The 18,399-nt window shown below is 43.2% G+C and carries 15 protein-coding genes and 1 pseudogene; 8 read left to right on the top strand and 8 right to left on the bottom strand.

The features are described 5' to 3' along the window. Positions 1–407: 407 nt before the first annotated feature. The 3 genes from AHMF7616_RS07550 (at position 408) to AHMF7616_RS07540 (ending at position 3,810) form a co-directional block, all read left to right on the top strand. Entirely contained in the window at positions 408–2,249 is a 1,842-nt protein-coding gene (locus tag AHMF7616_RS07550; protein ID WP_115372334.1) for an alkaline phosphatase, read from the top strand. A 293-nt stretch (positions 2,250–2,542) separates the two neighbouring features. Continuing rightward, positions 2,543–2,824 (top strand): hypothetical protein, encoded by a 282-nt coding sequence (locus tag AHMF7616_RS07545; RefSeq protein WP_233507387.1) that lies wholly within the window; start codon positions 2,543–2,545, stop codon positions 2,822–2,824. Between the two features lie 92 nt (positions 2,825–2,916). After that, complete coding sequence (locus AHMF7616_RS07540) at positions 2,917–3,810, top strand: AraC family transcriptional regulator (protein ID WP_115372332.1); 894 nt, start codon at positions 2,917–2,919, stop codon at positions 3,808–3,810. Here AHMF7616_RS07540 and AHMF7616_RS07535 read toward each other — a convergent pair. Genes AHMF7616_RS07535 through AHMF7616_RS07520 form a run of 4 tightly spaced genes read right to left on the bottom strand, consistent with a single transcriptional unit; the run spans position 3,797 to position 8,083 of the window. Continuing rightward, complete coding sequence (locus AHMF7616_RS07535) at positions 3,797–5,467, bottom strand: ArnT family glycosyltransferase (protein WP_115372331.1); 1,671 nt, start codon at positions 5,465–5,467, stop codon at positions 3,797–3,799. The genes AHMF7616_RS07540 and AHMF7616_RS07535 overlap by 14 nt on opposite strands. A gap of 39 nt (positions 5,468–5,506) precedes the next feature. Continuing rightward, positions 5,507–6,211 (bottom strand): lipid-A-disaccharide synthase N-terminal domain-containing protein, encoded by a 705-nt coding sequence (locus AHMF7616_RS07530; protein WP_115372330.1) that lies wholly within the window; start codon positions 6,209–6,211, stop codon positions 5,507–5,509. Beyond that, entirely contained in the window at positions 6,204–6,971 is a 768-nt protein-coding gene (locus AHMF7616_RS07525; RefSeq protein ID WP_115372329.1) for a glycosyltransferase family 2 protein, read from the bottom strand. Before AHMF7616_RS07525 ends, AHMF7616_RS07530 begins: the two co-directional genes overlap by 8 nt. Positions 6,972–7,030: 59 nt before the next feature. Beyond that, positions 7,031–8,083 (bottom strand): NAD-dependent epimerase/dehydratase family protein, encoded by a 1,053-nt coding sequence (locus tag AHMF7616_RS07520; RefSeq protein ID WP_115372328.1) that lies wholly within the window; start codon positions 8,081–8,083, stop codon positions 7,031–7,033. 463 nt (positions 8,084–8,546) lie between these two features. On the opposite strand from AHMF7616_RS07520, the gene AHMF7616_RS07515 reads away from it, so the two are divergent. The 3 genes from AHMF7616_RS07515 to AHMF7616_RS07505 all read left to right on the top strand — a co-directional run bounded on the left by AHMF7616_RS07515 (position 8,547) and on the right by AHMF7616_RS07505 (position 9,343). Beyond that, positions 8,547–8,741, top strand: a complete 195-nt coding sequence (locus tag AHMF7616_RS07515; RefSeq protein ID WP_115372327.1) for a dihydrofolate reductase family protein — start codon at positions 8,547–8,549, stop codon at positions 8,739–8,741. Positions 8,742–8,777: 36 nt separating this feature from the next. After that, positions 8,778–9,092, top strand: coding sequence for a dihydrofolate reductase family protein (locus AHMF7616_RS07510; RefSeq protein WP_115372326.1), 315 nt, complete (start codon positions 8,778–8,780; stop codon positions 9,090–9,092). A 68-nt stretch (positions 9,093–9,160) separates the two neighbouring features. Continuing rightward, positions 9,161–9,343, top strand: coding sequence for a DMT family transporter (locus AHMF7616_RS07505; protein ID WP_317047590.1), 183 nt, complete (start codon positions 9,161–9,163; stop codon positions 9,341–9,343). A gap of 206 nt (positions 9,344–9,549) precedes the next feature. On the opposite strand, the gene AHMF7616_RS07500 is transcribed toward AHMF7616_RS07505, so the two are convergent. Both AHMF7616_RS07500 and AHMF7616_RS07495 read right to left on the bottom strand, forming a co-directional pair. Beyond that, complete coding sequence (locus AHMF7616_RS07500; RefSeq protein ID WP_115372325.1) at positions 9,550–11,898, bottom strand: M1 family metallopeptidase; 2,349 nt, start codon at positions 11,896–11,898, stop codon at positions 9,550–9,552. Between the two features lie 13 nt (positions 11,899–11,911). After that, positions 11,912–12,499, bottom strand: a complete 588-nt coding sequence (locus tag AHMF7616_RS07495) for a HupE/UreJ family protein (RefSeq protein ID WP_115372324.1) — start codon at positions 12,497–12,499, stop codon at positions 11,912–11,914. Between the two features lie 65 nt (positions 12,500–12,564). Here AHMF7616_RS07495 and AHMF7616_RS07490 point away from each other — a divergent pair, with 65 nt between their 5' ends. Further along, complete coding sequence (locus AHMF7616_RS07490; protein ID WP_115372323.1) at positions 12,565–13,050, top strand: DUF6702 family protein; 486 nt, start codon at positions 12,565–12,567, stop codon at positions 13,048–13,050. A 197-nt stretch (positions 13,051–13,247) separates the two neighbouring features. Then, positions 13,248–13,655 (top strand): Riean_0653 family protein, encoded by a 408-nt coding sequence (locus AHMF7616_RS07485; protein ID WP_115372322.1) that lies wholly within the window; start codon positions 13,248–13,250, stop codon positions 13,653–13,655. A gap of 35 nt (positions 13,656–13,690) precedes the next feature. Here the strand turns inward: AHMF7616_RS07485 and AHMF7616_RS07480 are convergent. Together AHMF7616_RS07480 and AHMF7616_RS07475 are read right to left on the bottom strand one after the other, a co-directional pair. Beyond that, positions 13,691–15,138: pseudogene (locus AHMF7616_RS07480) on the bottom strand (DUF1501 domain-containing protein). A gap of 11 nt (positions 15,139–15,149) precedes the next feature. Continuing rightward, on the bottom strand, positions 15,150–18,392 hold the full coding sequence (locus AHMF7616_RS07475) for a DUF1553 domain-containing protein (RefSeq protein WP_115372321.1): 3,243 nt from the start codon (positions 18,390–18,392) through the stop codon (positions 15,150–15,152). Positions 18,393–18,399 lie beyond the last annotated feature (7 nt).

Raw genomic sequence — 18,399 nt, 5'->3', positions numbered from 1 at the left:
AAAAGCCTATTTACTAATAAATCATACGTATTTTTAAATCTAATTCTTAATATACCCAGGAATTTTGCTTTTTTATTGCAAAACGTTAAATGCTAATTTGCTTTTAGCCGGTTTCATAACAAAAATAGTAACGGGGCTCACTTAATTTAATCTTACTTTTAGACGCATTTTTGTTGGTACATAAGTTAGCTGCGGTAGCACTACAAAAATTTAAAAAAGTACGCCATTTCGATAAAAACGGCAACATTGTTTTGTGAAAGAGTTCATAATGTTCTTAAATCAATTTAACTGAAAGATAATGCTTCCGGGTTAGCGGATCCGCCAGCCTTTTAGTTATTTGCACGTTCGATGAACGCTAAATATTCCATGTTGAATCTTTTTAACAAGTGCTGCTTAACTAAACCTTTATGAAATTTCCGGTAAGTTTCCTCGTAATTTTTATACTATTTTGTACCTCTTTACAAGCCCAAATCCATTATACACCGGCTCAGGTACACGCCCATAATGATTATCAGCAACCCATTCCCTTTTTAAATGCGTACTCCCGGCGCGTAGGATCGATGGAGGCTGATGTTTATTTAAAAGATAAGGTGTTGTATGTAGCCCACGAACCGCAGGAAATTGCTTCCGACCGTACGCTGGAAGCTTTGTATTTAAAACCCTTACAAACCCAAATCCGGAAAAATAAAGGAACCGCTTATTCTGATAAAAAGGCGGTATTGCAGTTATTGATTGATTTAAAAACAACGGGTGCTACTACCCTACCGGCCCTAGTAAAACTACTGGGTGCTTACCCCGAAATTTTTAAAAATTCAACTATTAAGATTGTAATCAGCGGTGAGAAACCAGCACCTGCCACTTGGGCAGAGTTTCCGGCGTTCATTCATTTTGATGGCACACCTGGCCAGCAATACAACGCAGCCCAATCGCAACGCGTGGGATTAATCAGCGATAGTTTTCGAAAGTACACTGCCTGGAACGGGAAAGGTAAAATAGTAGCGGCCGACCTCTTAAAAATTCAAAGACTAATTGATAGCGTGCACCACCTGCATCAAAAAATACGTTTCTGGGCTACCCCGGATAATGTAAACTCCTGGAAAACCCTGATGCAATTGGGCGTGGATTATATTGGCACGGACGACGTTACGAATCTGACCACTTTTTTAAAAAAGTTACCCCAGAACGAATTCCAACTAAAAACGTCGGCTTACCCAGTTTACCCACCTAAATACGTAAATAACGACCAGCTCACAAAAGTTAAGAATGTAATATTGCTGATTGGTGATGGCATGGGCTTAGCGCAGATTTACGCCGGCTACACGGGGCAGGCGGGCAAGTTAAATTTGTTTAATTTTTTAAATATCGGCTTATCTAAAACATCGGCGGCCGATACCTACATTACCGATTCTGCGGCGGGAGCTACCGCTATGGCCACCGGTAAAAAAACCAATAACCGGTACGTGGGGGTAGATTCCCAAGGCAAACCCCTTACGGCTATCCCTGATTTGCTAACCGCCTACCAAATGAAAACCGCTTTAATATCAGCAGGCGATATTACCGATGCTACCCCGGCCTGCTTTTACGCGCACCAAAACGAAAGAAGTCTAAGCGAGGCCATTGCGCTTGATTTTACTTCTAGCCCCGTAGATATTTTAATCGGCGGCAACAGCAAACCATTTATTAAGCGCGCCGACTCCCGTAATTTATTTACCCTTTTACAACAGAAAGGTTATCGTACCGCTACTCAGTTAACGGGTTTCGAGCCAGGTGTTGCCACTAAGTTTGTGGTACTGGATTCCACGGCCATGCTTTCTAAAGCTACCGGAAGAAACGACTTTCTGCGAAATGCCTTGCGTACTTCTATAAAGGCCTTACAACCAAACAAATCCGGTTTTTTTATCATGGCCGAAGGCGCTCAAATCGACCATGGCGGACACCAGAACAATTTACCTTTAGTTGTACAAGAAATGCTGGATTTTGACCAACTCGTGGGAGAAGCCATGCAATTTGCCGACGAGAACGGCGAAACCTTGGTAGTGGTTACCGCCGACCACGAAACCGGAGGCTTATCGCTGCTGGACGGCAATTTGACTCAGAACTACGTAGCCGGCAATTTCAGTTCTGATGATCATTCGGCCATACCGGTACCAGTATTTGCCTATGGCCCGCATTCTCTGGATTTTCGGGGAGTATACGAAAACACGGCTTTGTTCGATAAAATAATGCAGATAATTAAAAAATACCATTAAAAACCAACTAACCCGGCCTAGTTAAGTAAATGGATTAAGTAAATAGTCTTAGGACGACTTTCCTGGCGAGTTAAAATTTTAGATAGCAGTCAAATAATTATATGAGCATTTAATTCTACTTCATCCTTAACGGGCGTAGGCAAATAAACTTTTACTCGGTTCTAAATTCAAATCTTTTTAATAGGAACTACCTATTGCAATTGCCGCTTATATTTTAAATTTATGTTCTTTTACCAATGTAATAATGACTATATTGACTAAAAATTGCGCTTTGTATGGATAAGGGTGCCGAAATGGAAAGAATAAAATTTCAGATTAATTTTTTGCGCTATAGCCGGGGAAACGTTTTTGTGCTACGTAGTTTAATTGAAGATGCGCTACAGTTATTACTACCCTTAGAAGACCACCTACAAAATTACGGCCCGTTTACTACCCTTTCCCGCAATCCGGATAAGTACTTATCAGTAGATTTTATTAAAAATGAATCGCACTTACAAGACAATTTTAACTTAGCCCAGCAGCAAGCCCTACAGGACATTGATAAACTGTTAATTTTTTTAAAAGAACAAAATTAAAATTACCCCTAACTAACTCCTAAAGCAGCCAAGCAGAGAATAACATCACCTCCAGTAATTACCCTAATAACTTTTTACCAGTAGCTACATACATGAAGCGCTACATTCAATACGAACCCTTTAATATTTATGTATTTACGGCCGCCGAATGGCAGCACCCGGTACATAAACACAGTTATTTTGAAATAATTTTTATCCGGAGCGGCCAAGGCCAGCATTTTATTAATGGCAACACTTTTAATTATGCGGCCGGCGATGTTTTCTTACTAGGCCCGGAAGATTACCATTACTTTCTGATAGAAGAAATTACCACTTTTTGCTACCTGCGTTTTACGGAAGCCTTTGTGCAGGAACCCGTTATTCCAACCGGACCTAATTGGCCCCGGACGGTGCACTTATTGTTAAATGCCCCTTATCAATCCTGCGGCAGTTTGGTTTCGGATGCTAAAGAAAAAGAAACGATAGAACACTTGCTCCCGGTATTGTTGCAGGAGTATGAACGCAGTTCCGAAAGCTCTTACGAGTTAATCATGAACAGCCTGATGAAAGCTATTTTGGGTATATTGGCCCGGAACGTAGTTCAGGAAAAAGGAGTGGCGGCTAAAGACCCCAAAAGCGCCCAGCTGATTGAAGAAATTTTATCTTACATCAGCCAAAACATTCAGCAACCCGAGCAGCTGCGGATAGAGCAATTAGTTGAAAAATTCAATTATTCCGCGGGGTATTTAAGCATTTTTTTCAAAAGGCAAACCGGCGAATCGTTGCAGCAATATATCCTAAAATACAAACTTAAAATGATTCAGCACCGGTTGCAGTTCAGCAACCGCAGCATTTCGCAGATTACTTACGAATTCGGCTTTACGGATGGCAGCCATTTAAATAAATTATTTAAAAAATACTACGGTGTAACTCCCGGTGAATTTCGCAGCAAGCTATTAGAAAAAGTAAACAGCGATACGCACTCCTATAATTTTAGCGATCGCTAGCGGTTTGCTTACCCGCCGTTAGGTAATAAACATAATACACTCTTTCCGGGTGCCGGCGATCGTACTGGTACCGTCCAATTTTTTGTAAGCGTAAGTTGAACTGGGGTAACATGCCCCGATTAAGCGCAAATTTAGAAAAAATGGCGGCTGGCAGCGTTTTGGGTAGTTGCAGTTGCTGGCGGTTCCAGGATATGGTATCTACTTGTTTACCCACTTCCCAAATATGCTCCGGCGATATTTCCTGTACGGCATAAAACGGAACTACGTGTAGTTCTTTGATTTGCCGAACTTGATCTAATCCCACGTAATTTTTTACTGGGTGCACCAGGCTCTGGTAACGCGGTATTAAAAAGAAAAGAGCTACTACATGCAAAATTACGGCTGCCGCTAAAAACAATCGAAAGTCTTTTTTTAAAAAAAACTGCACGAAGCATACTGCCAGGATCAGAAACAAACAACTGCTCCAGATTAAAGTAGTTGTAGTAATTAAATTGTGCTGGTATCCTAAGATGTAAAGCATTACCGGCAGGGCAAGCGAGATTAATACATAAACCACCGTGTTAATTAGAAATACAACGCGGTCGGATTTGGTAGCCGCTTTATTTTGAAAAACTTCCCACATATACCGCAGGTAATATGCGGTAAGCAAAGCTAAAGGCATGAGCAAAGGAAGTAAGTAACGCTCTTTTTTTTCCGGAATCAGCGATAACAATATAAAGCAGCTAAATACCCAACTACTCAGAAACCGGTAATTCCCATAAAGTGCAATGCGCCGCCGAGCGTAGGGTATCACTAAAGCCGTTACCGCGAAAATAGCCCAGATGCCGGCCTGCCACGGAAAACTGATATAAAACCAGAAAGGCTTTACGTGCCGGTTTACCCAGGCCGTACTCTCATTGGAAATGTTGGTAGCCATTCTGGCTGGTTCCTGCAGGTAAACATAAAAGGGCCAGGCTAGACTAACCAGTAAGCAGATGATGGTAACTATTATTATTCCGGTTCGGTGTTTTTTTAAGTTACTCGTGCCATAACCCCAAGCATAGCTTATTAAAAACGGAAGTAATAAAGCATAAAAAGAAACCGGGCCTTTACTTAAAAAAGAGAAGCCCATTAATAAACCACTGCCTGCAAAAATACCCCAGGCTTTGTTTTCTGCTTGCAAACCCGTTACTAACAACCAAATACCGCCCATCATAAACGAATGGCAGTAAATATCCCAGGTACCTTGCCGACCAATATTAAAAAAAGAAAAAGAAGTAGCCAGTACTAACCCCGCCAGGAACGGCAAATACCGGTCGCGGGTGAGCCTACGGGTAAACAAGTACAAGAAAAAAACCAGCAGCGCCGAAACACAAGCGGCCGGAAATCGCAGCGCGGCCAAATCGTATAAGTCATCAGCCCCCAAAATAGAAAAAGCCGTGAGCCAGGTAGGTAAAGGGGGTTTAGCCAGACGCGGCTGTCCGTTTAAAGTAGGTATCAGCCAGGTACCGTTTTGGGTAATTTCCCGCACGGTTATAAAGTTGCGGGCTTCCATTAACGATGGTTCAAGAGCTTGCAGGTTCTGAAAAAAGGTGGCGTACAGTACCAACATCAGCAAAGTAACCTGAACCGCGGTGTTTTGTAATAGAGAGGTAGTTTTGTTACGTATCTGGGGCATTTAAAAATTAAAAAAAAGGGTACCGCTGCTCTTAGCCATTTACTTAGGTGCCCGGGCCGAACTACTGACGGGTGCCGGCTGGGAAGTTGCTTCTGGATCCTGGATAGTTGTTGCTTGTTTTTGCGCCCGTGAGCCAATGCTAAAATTGCGGACGTATACCACTACCCCAAATATTTGGCCGATAAAAAGAATAGGATCGAGCCGGAAAACCGCATACGACATAATCATTAAACTCCCAATTAAGCTTATAAGCCAAAATCCATTGGGTATTAGGGATTGTTGTTTTTTTTCGGAATAATACCATTGGTACACAAAACGCAAAGTAAAAACAACTTGGCCTAAGCCACCCCAGGCAATTAAAGCTCCCGAAATACGGCTGTGCGCCATGAGCGAAGCCCAGGTATGATTATCGTATAAGAGCAACCAGGCAAAGCTAATAAACGGAAAAAGAATGGCTAACCAGCGTATCGCAAAAGGAACATCCTGCCAGATATTTTTTAATTTTAAATTGCGCAGGTAAATAAAATACGAGATAACCTGTCCCCCAATAATTACCACATCGTCGCGCAGCGCACCATAAAGCATCAGCAGGATAGAAGCCATAATGCTGGTGGTCCAGAAAGAACCGGGCGATAAAACTTTGCCGGCTTTTTCGGATTGCACCCATTGCACGAGCAACCGGGCCGAAAATAACAACTGGGCCAGTAAACCAATGCCATATATCAGATAATTAGTGTTAGTCATGCTGGGGTTGCAAGATTACTTTTTGCTGTTGTTCGGCTATCTGGTACCGGATGTACCGCTTGCGCATCCACCGGAAGGCAAAGGTATCTTGCAGCGGCCCCCACAGGCGATTGAATAAATGATATTTAGAATAGCCCGCCAGGCGCTCAAAATGTTGCACCGGCACTTGCTTTACCCGGCCACCCTGCAACTGAAACAAGGCCGGTAAAAAGCGGTGCATCCCCGTAAAAAAAGGTACATTTTTGGCGTACGTGGCATCCATAATTTTTAAAGGACAACCCGTATCGGCTATTCCATCCTGAATCATCCGGCGCCGGAAGCTATTCGCAATTTTAGAAGAAATCTTTTTCACAAAAGTATCTTTCCTTTTTTGGCGAATGCCGTTAACCATCTGGTATTCCGCTAAAAAGGGGAAAAATTTTAAAAAATCGAGCGGCGACGTTTGCAAATCCGAATCAATATACCCGATATAAGTAGATTGCGCATGATCAATGCCGGCTTTAAAAGCCGTGCTTAGCCCATAATTCTTGTCCAGGGAGATAAAATTATAAGCTTCTTTATTTTTACAAATCTTTTTAATCTCCTGCAAACTGTTATCCCGGGAACCGTCGTTCACAAAAAGAACCTGGGTGGGCATCGGCGATTGTTGCAAAAAAGGATCCATGGCATCGCAAAAACGCACCAAGCATTCTTCTTCGTTATAAACCGGAACTATAATTGTTAAGGAAAGCAATTTTTTTAAAGGAGCAATTAAGGTCATAGGGTGCTAAATTCAATGATAGCGGTATTTATTCCTTACGTAAAGATACGTATTAATTTTTACCGCACTGGCAGATAATTATTTTCGGAGTAACGGGTATACCAACTTATAAACTCAATTAGGCCAGCTTCCAGAGAAGTATTAGGCCGGAAGTTCGTTAATGCTTCCAGTTCGCTAACATCGGCATAAGTGGTTGGTACATCGCCGGGAGGCATGGGTTGCAGGTCCAGAATGGCTTTTTTCTGAAGCAATTTTTCGAGTAAAGAAATGAGTTCAAGTAATTGTTCCGGCTTGCTGTTACCAATGTTTAGTATCTTAAAAGGCGCCCCCGGAGAGGAACTTAGCGCCGGCGCTAACGAAATTAACCGGATTATACTTTGCACCACGTCATCGACATAAGTAAAGTCGCGGAGCATATTCCCGTGATTGTAAATTTTAATGGGAGTTTCGGCCATAATGGCTTTCGTAAAGGAGTAATAAGCCATATCCGGTCGGCCCCAGGGACCGTATACCGTAAAAAAACGCAAACCGGTAGTAGGAATTTGGTAAAGGTGGGCGTAACTATGGGCCATTACTTCGTTGGCCTTTTTAGTAGCGGCGTAAAAAGAAACGGGGGTATCGGTGGCATGCGTAGTAGCAAACGGAATTTGGGAGTTATTCCCGTATACGCTACTGGAAGAAGCAAACAATAAATGCTTGATTTTAAAGCGTCGGCAACATTCGAGTAAATTGGCAAACCCTACTAAATTACTGGCCACGTACGATTGCGGGTCTTCCATGCTATGGCGTACTCCGGCTTGGGCCGCCAGATTTATGACAATGTCAAAATTTTGTTCTTCAAATAATTTACTTAAAGCAGGAGCATCAATCAAATCGAGCTTCGTAAAAAATACGTTAGCATATTGTTGGCTGGCAACTACCGTGTTTTCCGGAACATTATTCGATTCAAATCCTTGCACCTTTAAACGGCCCGTTTTTAACTCGGGATCGTAGTAATTGTTTACCGAATCCAGGCCATAAACCAGGTAAGGCAGCTTTGCCAATGCTAGCAACAGATGGTGACCAATAAAACCCGCACTTCCGGTAACTAAAATACGCTGCGTTACGCTCATTATTCTTATTCTTCGCTAATCCAAACAGAAGGATTCAGATAAATTTAAAAAAAGCAGCTTGTGCTCCGAAACAAAACAGATATGTAGATTTTTTCGACTACTAGCACCTTCATTTGCTCCTTCACTGCAAATTATCAGCAAGTATGCATCCCCATTAATAAAAAGGTAATTCATTCTTTAAATTTTATTAACAAGAAACACCTACATTTATTATTTACTCTTCTATTCAGATGGTAAAACTATCATTTGTTCCCCAAAAAAGATTAATTTTTTTAGATTTTACCTTTTTTTAGGGTTAATTACCAGGTCATAGTAACAGAAAATTTTGCTTGATTTAAAAAACTCTCCTTTTGTTTTTAATGCAGCCGAGCCAATACAAGCACTCGTAGATACCGCATCTTTCCATTTGGCCGGATACCTAGTAACTTAGATGCATACACGTAGGTTATTAAAAAATTTAATTATGCGAAAACTAAAGCTTTATAGTGCGGCCTCTCTGGATAACAAAATTGCCCGGAAAGATGGCGCTATTGATTGGCTGCCCGACCCTAATGCGGGAGAAGGCTACGGTTACCAGAATTTTCTAGCCACCGTGGATACGTTGCTAATGGGCTACAAAACCTACGAAGTTTGTGTGGGTTTCGGCGAATGGCCTTAGCCGGATAAGAAATCATTTGTATTTACCCGCGACCATATGAAAACAGTTATTCCGGAAGCGCAAGTGGTAAACCCAGACCCAGTTACTTTTACGCAGGAGTTACTCTACCAAAAAGGACAAGATATCTGGCTCCTTGGAGGTGGTGAAATAATTACGTTATTACACAATGCCGGTTTAATTGACGAATACATTCTGGCGTTTATTCCCATAATTCTGGGTGAGGGCATTGCCTTGTTCCCGAATGGGCAAAACCAGGAAAATTTAAAATTAAGCAAACACCAGGTTTATTCTAATGGAGTTGTAATGCTTTACTTTAGTAAGTCATTGCCTCAGGAAACCACGTTAACGTAAATATTCGCTTATTTTACCAGGCATTTTCTAAACACAAGTGATCTGGTTGATTCTTATTTTTTGCTGGTTTGTTCGAAGTAGGTTTTACCACTTGTTTAAAATTATCTAACAATTTTCCGAATTATCTTTGGGCCGCTGGCTTATTTATTTGTATAACCATGAGCTTTTTGGTATTGAATAAAGCCATCCAAACTACACCCATGAGAACTGCTTATGCCATTTGGACCGGAACTGGCCTGAAGGAACCGTGAGTATCGGCATTCTTTTTCACGAACCAGCCAATCTGCCTCGGCTTTTGTTTATTTTTTAATTAATCGGCTCTATCATTGGGTTGAAAGTGGTGTATTAATGTAAAGTATCCAGCTTCAATCTTAAAGCTTTAAAAGGCTTATAAAACAAAAACTTCCTCCCGGAATATAAGGTATTCGGGAGGAAGTTTAATTTTTTAAAAAATCACTTATTGTTTTACCTGATTGGGGCTTTGCCGATTTTGCTGCATGGGATTAGCCCCCGTTGAGGACCCACGCGGAGCTGTTTTCTGTTTAAATAATTCAAACTTAGAAGGGGCATACTCCGTCGGCCAGGAATTATTATTTTCTTCAATATCGGCCGTCTCGCGGAACGGATCCAACTTGATACTTTTTACCTCTTTGGCTTTGGCAAAAACTTTCGTGATTTTGTTTTCATTTTTCCGCCAGATATACGGCGAAATCCGCTCGATTTCTTTCGTACCATCCACGTACGTCCACTCCAGAATTAGTGGGGCAACAAGTCCGCCTACGTTAGCAAAATCTACTTCGTAGAAGTTGGTTTTAGTATCGTACAAAGCTTTTTCTTCGGGAGTTAAGCCCGCATAATACTCGTTAAAAGCGGACCGGGTGGCCGGCGTTACCGCAAAGCGATCCCATTTATTATAAAAATCCTGTAAAGAAGTATCCTGTTCTACGGCAAACTTGGTTCCCTCCTGCCGGTTGCGCTCCCGTCCGATGTTGTATTCGGTGCGCTCTCGGGCGGCTTTGGCTTCCAGGTTTTCTACTTCCGGATTTTTAGTGTCGAGGCGGTAATACTTCACATCCGAAATAGCAATATCCACCGGGTCAATGCCAAAGAACCAACCGCGCCAGAACCAATCTAAATCCACAGCTGAGGCGTCTTCCATGGTCCGGAATAAGTCGGCGGGAGTGGGATGTTTAAAAGCCCAACGTTTAGCGTATTGTTTAAAGGCATAATCAAATAATTCGCGGCCCATTATGGTTTCGCGCAAAACATTTAAAGCCGTAGCGGGTTTTGCGTAGGCGTTTGGCCCAAACCGCACAATATTTTCCGAGTTAGTCATAATAGGTTCTAACTGGTCTTTCGGCAAACGCATATAATCTACAATTTTGTGCGCCGGTCCGCGCTGCGACGGATAATTATTATCCCACTCTTGCTCCGCTAAATACTGCAAAAAAGTATTTAATCCTTCGTCCATCCAGGTCCATTGCCGTTCGTCGGAGTTTACAATCATCGGGAAAAAGTTATGACCTACCTCGTGAATAATTACACCGATCATGCCGTATTTGGTTGCTTCGGAGTACGTACCGTCTTTCTCGGCGCGACCGTAGTTAAAGCAAATCATGGGGTATTCCATGCCATTTGCCGCTTCCACCGAAATAGCCACCGGGTAAGGGTACGCAATGCTGTGTTTAGAATATGATTTTAAAGTATGCGCTACCACTTTGGTAGAATAGCGGTTATACAAAGGATACGCTTCTGGTCCGTAGTACGACATGGCCATTACTTTTTTGCCTTCTACGTTGGTGCCCATGGCATCCCACACAATCCGGCGCGACGAGACAAAGGCAAAATCACGCACGTTGGTAGCCACGTAAGTCCAGGTTTTCTTCTTCGTGGACTTAACTTTCATCATGTCTTTTACTTCGTCCAGGGTTACAATTTCCACGGGCGAAGTAGCATTCTTGGATTGGTTCCAACGCTTTAATTGCGCCGAGGTTAACATTTTGCTGTAGTTCTGGCATTCGCCGGTAGCGCCCACCACGTGGTCGGCGGGGGTCGTAATATTTACTTTAAAGTTTCCAAAAGTTAAGGCAAACTCCCCCCGGCCGGTAAACTGCTTATTTTGCCAACCCTGAAAATCGGAATACACAGCTAAGCGCGGGTACCACTGCGAAATAGTGTATAAATAATTGCCATCTTCGGCAAAATACTCGTAACCACCCCGGCCGGCAATGGTCATCCGGTCCGAGATGTTGTAGTTCCAGTTTACTTTAAATTTAAACCGTTCGCCAGGCTTCAGCGTTTTGGGCAGTTCCATGCGCAACATGGTTTGGTTAATGGTATACTTCAGCGCTTTGCCGCTACCATCGGTGAGTTTTTCAATTTTAACGCCCAAATCCTGATTATGCCCCATAATGGCCTGCACATCCGCGATCGACATTTTTTCCTTCATGGAGCTTTCGTCGAACTTTTGATTGTCGCTCTTGGGATTATGTTCGTTTTCGTCGAGTTGCAGCCAAATGTAAGATAAGGGATCGGGCGAGTTGTTGTAGTACGTTACGGTTTCCGAACCCGCAATGCGTTGCTTTTGGTCATCGAGTTCTACGTCTATGTCGTAATCGGCGCGTTGCTGCCAATACCGAGGGCCGGGTGCTCCCGAGGCGGAACGGTACATATTGGGATCCTGGATAATGGTACCGAGTTGTTCAAATTTATTACCGTGATTTGATTCCGGATTATTTTTTATTTGTGCCCAGGATGCAGTACTGAGGCTGCCGGTAAAAAGTAAAGCTAAAAAAAAGTGTTTCATTAAAATTTTTAAATTAATTAATTAAAGCAGCTAGCCGTTCCAGGGCCATCATAAAGCTAATACCAAAAATAGCCGATGACAAGAACAAATTCCACTCCCGCTGGGGTGCCTTCAAGATTTCGGTAAAAATAAAAGATAAAAACAGAATAACTAATACAATTAGGAACTGTCCCCCTTCTAAACCGAGGTTAAAACTAAATAATTCCGCTACAATATTGGAATCACGCCCTAAAAGGCTTTTCAAGTAGTTAGAAAAGCCTAAGCCATGAATAAAGCCAAACAACATAGCTAACACGTATGGTACCCGAACAAACTTACCCCAATTGTGTTTTTTTAAAATATTAGTAAGGCAGGTAATCACGATGGAAACCGGAATCAAAAATTCGATCCAAGAAGAAGAAATTTTAAAAAAATGAAGAACACTAAGTGCTAAAGTTACCGAATGCCCCAAGGTAAAAGCCGTTACTAGCATTAAAACCGAGCGCCAATTGTGCCAGCTGTAAATGCCACACAAGGCACAAACAAACAAAATATGATCGTAGCCTTGCCAATCCAGAATATGTTCCCAACCCAACTGAAAGTACAAGGAAAAGTCCGTCATGAATTTCTTTTCGTATTTTGGCGTTAAATTAAAGAGAACGCCGGTAATTTCCGGCTGAAAACGCTATGTTATCTTTTATTATTATTTTGTTGTTACATGTAAGTTCCGGGCTGCACCCCTTTTTTGTAAGCATTACGGAAATACGTCAAAATGAAAAAACTAAAAACCTGGAAGTTAGCAGCCGGATTTTTTTTGACGACTTGGAGAAGACTCTCGAAAAGAAGTATAAAGTAAAAGTAAATATCTTAAAGCCCGAAAATCCCAGGCAGGTAAACGAACTGATTGCCAGCTATTTACAAGAACGTTTGCAAATTCGGGTGAACGGAAAATTGGTGAAACTAAAATACTTAGGTTTTGAGATTGAAGAAGAAGCCGCCTGGTGTTATTTAGAAGCACCGCAAACCACCCTGCTCAAGCGCTTGGATATTGAAGATGCAATTTTGTTTGATGCCCACCCGCTGCAGCAAAACATGGTTCACGTAACGGTTGGGAACAAACGGCTAAGCACGAAACTAGATAATCCGGAAAGCAGGTATACTTTTCAGTTTTAATGGGTTTGTAGGTAATTTTTTAAATTTTGGGAAGCATTCGCCCTTATACATCAGTCTATAATGAGCAAGCAGCATTTTAAATTAATTATTTGGATTTTTTTAATGATGATTTTGGGGCAATGCAAAAAGAAAGACCATCCCGAACCGATTGAACAACTGCCCCCGCTACGCAAACTGGGGCCAACACCTTTGGCTGTTTGCTCAATGGCAAAGCTTGGACTCCTAAGGGCAACAATGGCACTTCTAACTATGATGTTTCTTTTGATCCTACTTTCGACGGGGGAACTTTTGACTTAAGAACCTACCGCTACCCGGATAAAAGTGGCAAAAATCAATACTTAATTTTATATGCTTTTCATTTATCTACTTCGGGTACCTATTCTTTCAGCAACAAACGAAGCAGTGGAGTTTCCTATACTGATCATAAAACAGGTTGTGAGTACGCTAGTAGAGATAGTATAAATACTTACTCCTCAGGTACACTGACCATCACGAAGTTAGACTTAAATCAACGTATTATCTCGGGGAAGTTTGAATTTACCTTAGCCAAACCTGGCTGCGACACCATTAAAGTAACCGATGGCCGTTTTGATAAAAAGCTGTAACTACTCCTATTTTTAAATATTTAAGTGTTTTGACGTTATGCTAACACATCTTTCACTACTTTACCAGCCACATCCGTTAAACGGTAGCGGCGGCCTTGATTTTTAAAAATTAATTGCTCGTGATCGATACCTAGCAGATGCAGCACCGTGGCTTGAAAGTCGTGCACGTGCACCGGGTTCTTGATGATGTTGTAGCCAAATTCATCGGTTTCGCCGTACGAAAAGCCTTTCTTAATACCGGCTCCGGCCATATAAATTGTAAAGCAGCGCGGGTGATGATCGCGACCGTAGTTTTCGGGGGTTAACTTGCCTTGCGAGTAGTTAGTTCGACCAAATTCCCCCCCCAAATTACCAGCGTTTCGTCGAGCAAGCCTCTTTGTTTTAAATCTTTAATAAGCGCCGCGGATGCTTGATCCACTGATTTAGCCATGAGCTTAATGTCGTTGGGTAAATTACCGTGCTGGTCCCAACCCTGGTGATACAACTGCACAAACCGCACGTCTTTTTCAATTAAACGTCGCGCCAATAAACAATTAGCCGCAAAAGTGCCGGGTTTTTTGGATTCTTCGCCGTACATGTTGTAAATATACTCCGGCTCCTTGCTGATGTCCAGGGTAGCGGGTACGGAGCTTTGCATGCGGTAAGCCATTTCGTACTGCGAAATACGGGAGTTAATTTCGTCGTCGAGCACGTTTTTAACCTGGGCCTGGTGCAATTTAGCTAAATGGTCGAGCATGCGGCGGCGGCTTACTTTATCCATGCCGCCGGGGTTGTTCAAATAATAAACCGGGTTATCGCCCGATTTAAAAATAACGCCCTGGTGTTCGGAAGGCAAAAAGCCATTGCCCCACAACTTCGCATAAAGCGGCTGGTCGCCTTCGCGGGCACGCGATAATAAAACCACAAAAGCCGGTAAATTCTGGTTTTCGCTGCCTAACCCATAACTCAACCAAGAGCCAAAACTAGGCCGGCCGGCTTGCTGGCTACCCGTCTGCACAAACGTTACCGCCGGGTCGTGGTTAATGGCTTCGGTGTGCATGGATTTTATAAAACACAACTCATCCACAATTTTAGCGGTATGCGGCAACAATTCCGATACCCAGGCCCGGCTCTTACCATGCTGCGCAAATTCAAATTTACCCATGGCCAGCGGAAAAGATTTCTGGTTGGAAGTCATGCCGGTTAAGCGTTGGTTGCCGCGAATAGAAGCCGGCAATTCCTGACCAAATAACTGTTGCAATTTAGGTTTGTATTCAAATAGTTCTAATTGCGAGGGACCACCGCTCTGAAACAAGTAAATAATCCGTTTAGCCTTAGGCGCAAAATGCGGCAATACCGGTTTGGGGTTGGTATCACCCAGAACACTTTGGGGCAAAAGCGAGGAGAGCGCGGCTAACCCTACCCCAGCCAAACTGGTGCGCGTTAAAAATTCTCGCCGGTTCATTTGGCTGGCAACTTGTTCGTGATGGTGATGGTTACACATAGCTGGTTTTATTAACGCTTAATTACAAATTCATCAAAATTCATGAGCGTATTGGCTACTACCGCACAGGTGGCAACTTCTGCAAGCGGTAATTTTTTATTAACCGCATACTCCCCTTCCTGCAATAATTTAGTTGCCCGCATGGGTGTTTTTTTAAAATCGGCGAATTCCTGCTGGTACAAATCATTCAAAATAGCCAACTCTTCCGGACGAGGATACCGGCTAGTTAATGCCCGAAAAGCATATGTAATGCGTTGTTCCGGCGTTTCCCCGCCTTCCCGAATCATCCGCTCACCAAGAACCCGAGAGGCTTCTACGAATTGCACATCGTTCATTAAAACCAAGGCTTGCAAAGGAGTACTGGTTTTCTGCCGCCGCACACTACACATATACCGGTCGGGCACATCAAAATTAATCATGGCAGGGTGCGGCGAACTACGCTTCCAGATGGTGTACAAACTGCGTCGGTATAAATTAGCGCCCTTGCTGGTTTCGTAGTGGGTGGCATTACGTGTGGCTAATGCTTCCCAAATACCGGCAGGTTGGTACGGAAATACGCTCTTACCCCCAATCTTGCGCGTTAATAAACCACTTGCGGTTAATGCATTATCCCGGATCATTTCGGCACTTAAGCGGTACGAAGGTGCCCGCGTAAATAGCTTGTTTTCCGGATCTTTCGCTTTATTAATCGGGGTTGGCACCGAAGATTGCCGGTAAGTAGCCGATAATACCATGGTCTTTAATAAAGCTTTTACGTTCCAGTTACTTTCCCGGAAAGTTACGGCTAGATAATCCAGTAGTTCCGGGTGCGTGGGCAAGTCGCCCTGGTTGCCAAAATCTTCGGCCGTTTTCACAATTCCTTGTCCAAAACATTGTTGCCAAAAACGATTTACGGCTACCCGCGGAAATAAAGGTTGTTCTTTACTGATTAACCATTTAGCTAATCCTAGTCGGTTCTTAGGTAATTTTTTATCAAACACCAAGAATTTTTCGGGTGTATTCGGTTTTACTTGTTCTTTCGGGGCATCGTAGGCTCCCCGATCCAGGATAAAAGCCGCGCGGGGTTGCGGTAGCTCCTTGTAAATCATTACTTCTTCCTGATTGGTGAGCAAGTCGTTTTCTTCACTCCTTTTAGCAGCTAATTCTTTTTGAAGTGCCGCAAATTCCGGGTCAAAAGCCAGCCGGTAATACTCCTGTAACAAATCTTTTAGCTCAGCGGATAATTGACTCACCGGCTTTTCTAAAATAATTTGAATTAAATCTTTTTTACTGGCAAGTTGCTGCACTTCTAAAGCTGCGAGTTGGCGGTTATAAGCCCGAAATTCATCGAAAGCCACCCCCGATATAGATTTAATGGATGCCTGCCCTAATTTAAAATTTTGAATACCCCAATTGGCTTTGTCTTTGGCGTACAACATGCTTTGTTGCAAGTCGTCGTTTATTACTTTAAGCGAAGCCAACTTGCCATCGATAAAAAACTGAATACCCTGGGCCTTGCTGCTGCCATCGTATACCAAAGCCAAATGGTGCCAGGCTTGCGGATTTAGTTTTTGCGTAGTTTGCAGCTCAATGGCATTGGCTGGGTACACGTGCACAAATTTCAGGGATACGGTGCCATCTTTATTCAATCCGCACAAATATCCGCGCCAGTTATCTAATTCGCCATTGGTGCGGTTAAACAAAGGACCTGATTCGCCGGCTTTTAAAACGTTCACCCATAAGCTAACACTGAAAGGCTGATACCGGTCGAAAGTAAGTTCCTTGCCGAACTCAATACCCATATCTCCATCCACTTTAACGGCGCGGCCCCATTTACCCGGATAAGGAGTAGGATTTCGGTCTTTATCGCCGCTGGTATAATGCGCAGCTAAGGTAGATTTAATTGTATTTTTCGGCTCTCTCTCGTTGAAGGTAAAATGGCCGAGTAAACCGGGTTGTTTTTTTAAAATTTCCGTTGGATTCTTTTGGGCGGATGCTAACCATTTTTCAAATTTTTGCTCATAAGCTTTTTTATCGGCTTGCTTTTGCTCCAAGGGTTTTAATTGCGTACGGATATATTGAAGCTTATCTTCTACTTCGGGTTTGGTTAATATTAAGCTGGGGCTCGCTTCGCCGGTATAAGGAATCTCGCCGGTTTCGTTGTTATTATTGAAAAACGCGGATAATTCGTAGTAATTTTTTTGCGAAATAGGATCGTATTTATGATCGTGGCAGCGGGCACATTCGGTGCTCTGAGCCAGAAAAGCTTTACCAAAAGTATTTACCCGGTCGGCCACGTATTCTACGCGGTATTCTTCGTCCACGATGCCGCCTTCCTGACTTTGCGGATGGTTGCGCAAAAAGCAAGTAGCAATTAACTGTTCGCGGGTAGGTTGCGGCAGTAAATCACCGGCCAATTGGTAGGTGATAAATTTATCGTAAGGTATGTTGCGGTTAAAGGCCGAAATTACCCAATCGCGCCACGGGTAAGCATTGCGTAAACCATCGTCCTGGTACCCGTGGGTGTCCGCGTAACGGGCTACATCCAACCAATCTACGGCCAACCGCTCGCCAAAGTGCGGTGATTGCAGCAAACGATTGACTACCCTTTCGTACGCCTGTGGTGATTTATCGGCCAGAAAGGCATCTATTTCGGCAATGGTGGGTGGCAAGCCGGTTAAGTCAAAAGAGACCCGCCGGATAAGTGTTTCTTTAGAAGCTTCCGGATTTGGTTTTAACCCTTTTTCTTCTAATTTGTTTAATACAAAATAGTCAATCGCATGTTTAGGCCAGGCTTTATTTTTCACAACCGGTACCTCGGCTTTTTTAGGCACCACTAACGACCAATGCGGTTTGTACTCGGCACCTTCTTTAATCCATTTAATGAGGATAGCTTTTTCGGTGGGGCTTAATTGTAAATGCGATTCAGGAGTGGGCATCAGATACTCCGGATCAGTGCTAATGATCCGGTGAAATACCTCGCTTTTTGCCAGGCTACCCGGTACCAAAGCTTTCCGGCCCGTATCCTCGTTTTTTTTATCGTAAGCCGCTACTAGGTCCAGCCGCAGGCCGCCTTTTTGCTTATTTTTATCCGGACCATGGCAGGCAAAGCACCGATCCGACAAAATTGGTTTTACGTGTAAGTTGTAATCTATTTTGGCCGGAACCTGGGTTAACGCTTTTTCTACGTCGGGGGGCAAGTCTGGCTCGCTGCAACTAGTCAGTGCCCAGAGCAGGATGGTAACTTTTCCGCAAAGCAAAAAAAGATTTTTCATGGTTCGA

Source organism: Adhaeribacter pallidiroseus (assembly GCF_003340495.1).
GTDB lineage: Bacteria > Bacteroidota > Bacteroidia > Cytophagales > Hymenobacteraceae > Adhaeribacter > Adhaeribacter pallidiroseus.
The sequence above is the reverse complement of the archived record's forward strand: the minus strand, read 5'-3'. Positions and strand labels throughout refer to the sequence as shown.

Coding starts and splice junctions, on each gene's coding strand:
- AHMF7616_RS07550 (WP_115372334.1), top strand. CDS start 408: ATGAAATTTCCGGTAAGTTTCCTCGTAATTTTTATACTATTTTGTACC.
- AHMF7616_RS07545 (WP_233507387.1), top strand. CDS start 2,543: ATGGAAAGAATAAAATTTCAGATTAATTTTTTGCGCTATAGCCGGGGA.
- AHMF7616_RS07540 (WP_115372332.1), top strand. CDS start 2,917: ATGAAGCGCTACATTCAATACGAACCCTTTAATATTTATGTATTTACG.
- AHMF7616_RS07535 (WP_115372331.1), bottom strand. CDS start 5,467: ATGCCCCAGATACGTAACAAAACTACCTCTCTATTACAAAACACCGCG.
- AHMF7616_RS07530 (WP_115372330.1), bottom strand. CDS start 6,211: ATGACTAACACTAATTATCTGATATATGGCATTGGTTTACTGGCCCAG.
- AHMF7616_RS07525 (WP_115372329.1), bottom strand. CDS start 6,971: ATGACCTTAATTGCTCCTTTAAAAAAATTGCTTTCCTTAACAATTATA.
- AHMF7616_RS07520 (WP_115372328.1), bottom strand. CDS start 8,083: ATGAGCGTAACGCAGCGTATTTTAGTTACCGGAAGTGCGGGTTTTATT.
- AHMF7616_RS07515 (WP_115372327.1), top strand. CDS start 8,547: ATGCGAAAACTAAAGCTTTATAGTGCGGCCTCTCTGGATAACAAAATT.
- AHMF7616_RS07510 (WP_115372326.1), top strand. CDS start 8,778: ATGAAAACAGTTATTCCGGAAGCGCAAGTGGTAAACCCAGACCCAGTT.
- AHMF7616_RS07500 (WP_115372325.1), bottom strand. CDS start 11,898: ATGAAACACTTTTTTTTAGCTTTACTTTTTACCGGCAGCCTCAGTACT.
- AHMF7616_RS07495 (WP_115372324.1), bottom strand. CDS start 12,499: ATGACGGACTTTTCCTTGTACTTTCAGTTGGGTTGGGAACATATTCTG.
- AHMF7616_RS07490 (WP_115372323.1), top strand. CDS start 12,565: ATGTTATCTTTTATTATTATTTTGTTGTTACATGTAAGTTCCGGGCTG.
- AHMF7616_RS07475 (WP_115372321.1), bottom strand. CDS start 18,392: ATGAAAAATCTTTTTTTGCTTTGCGGAAAAGTTACCATCCTGCTCTGG.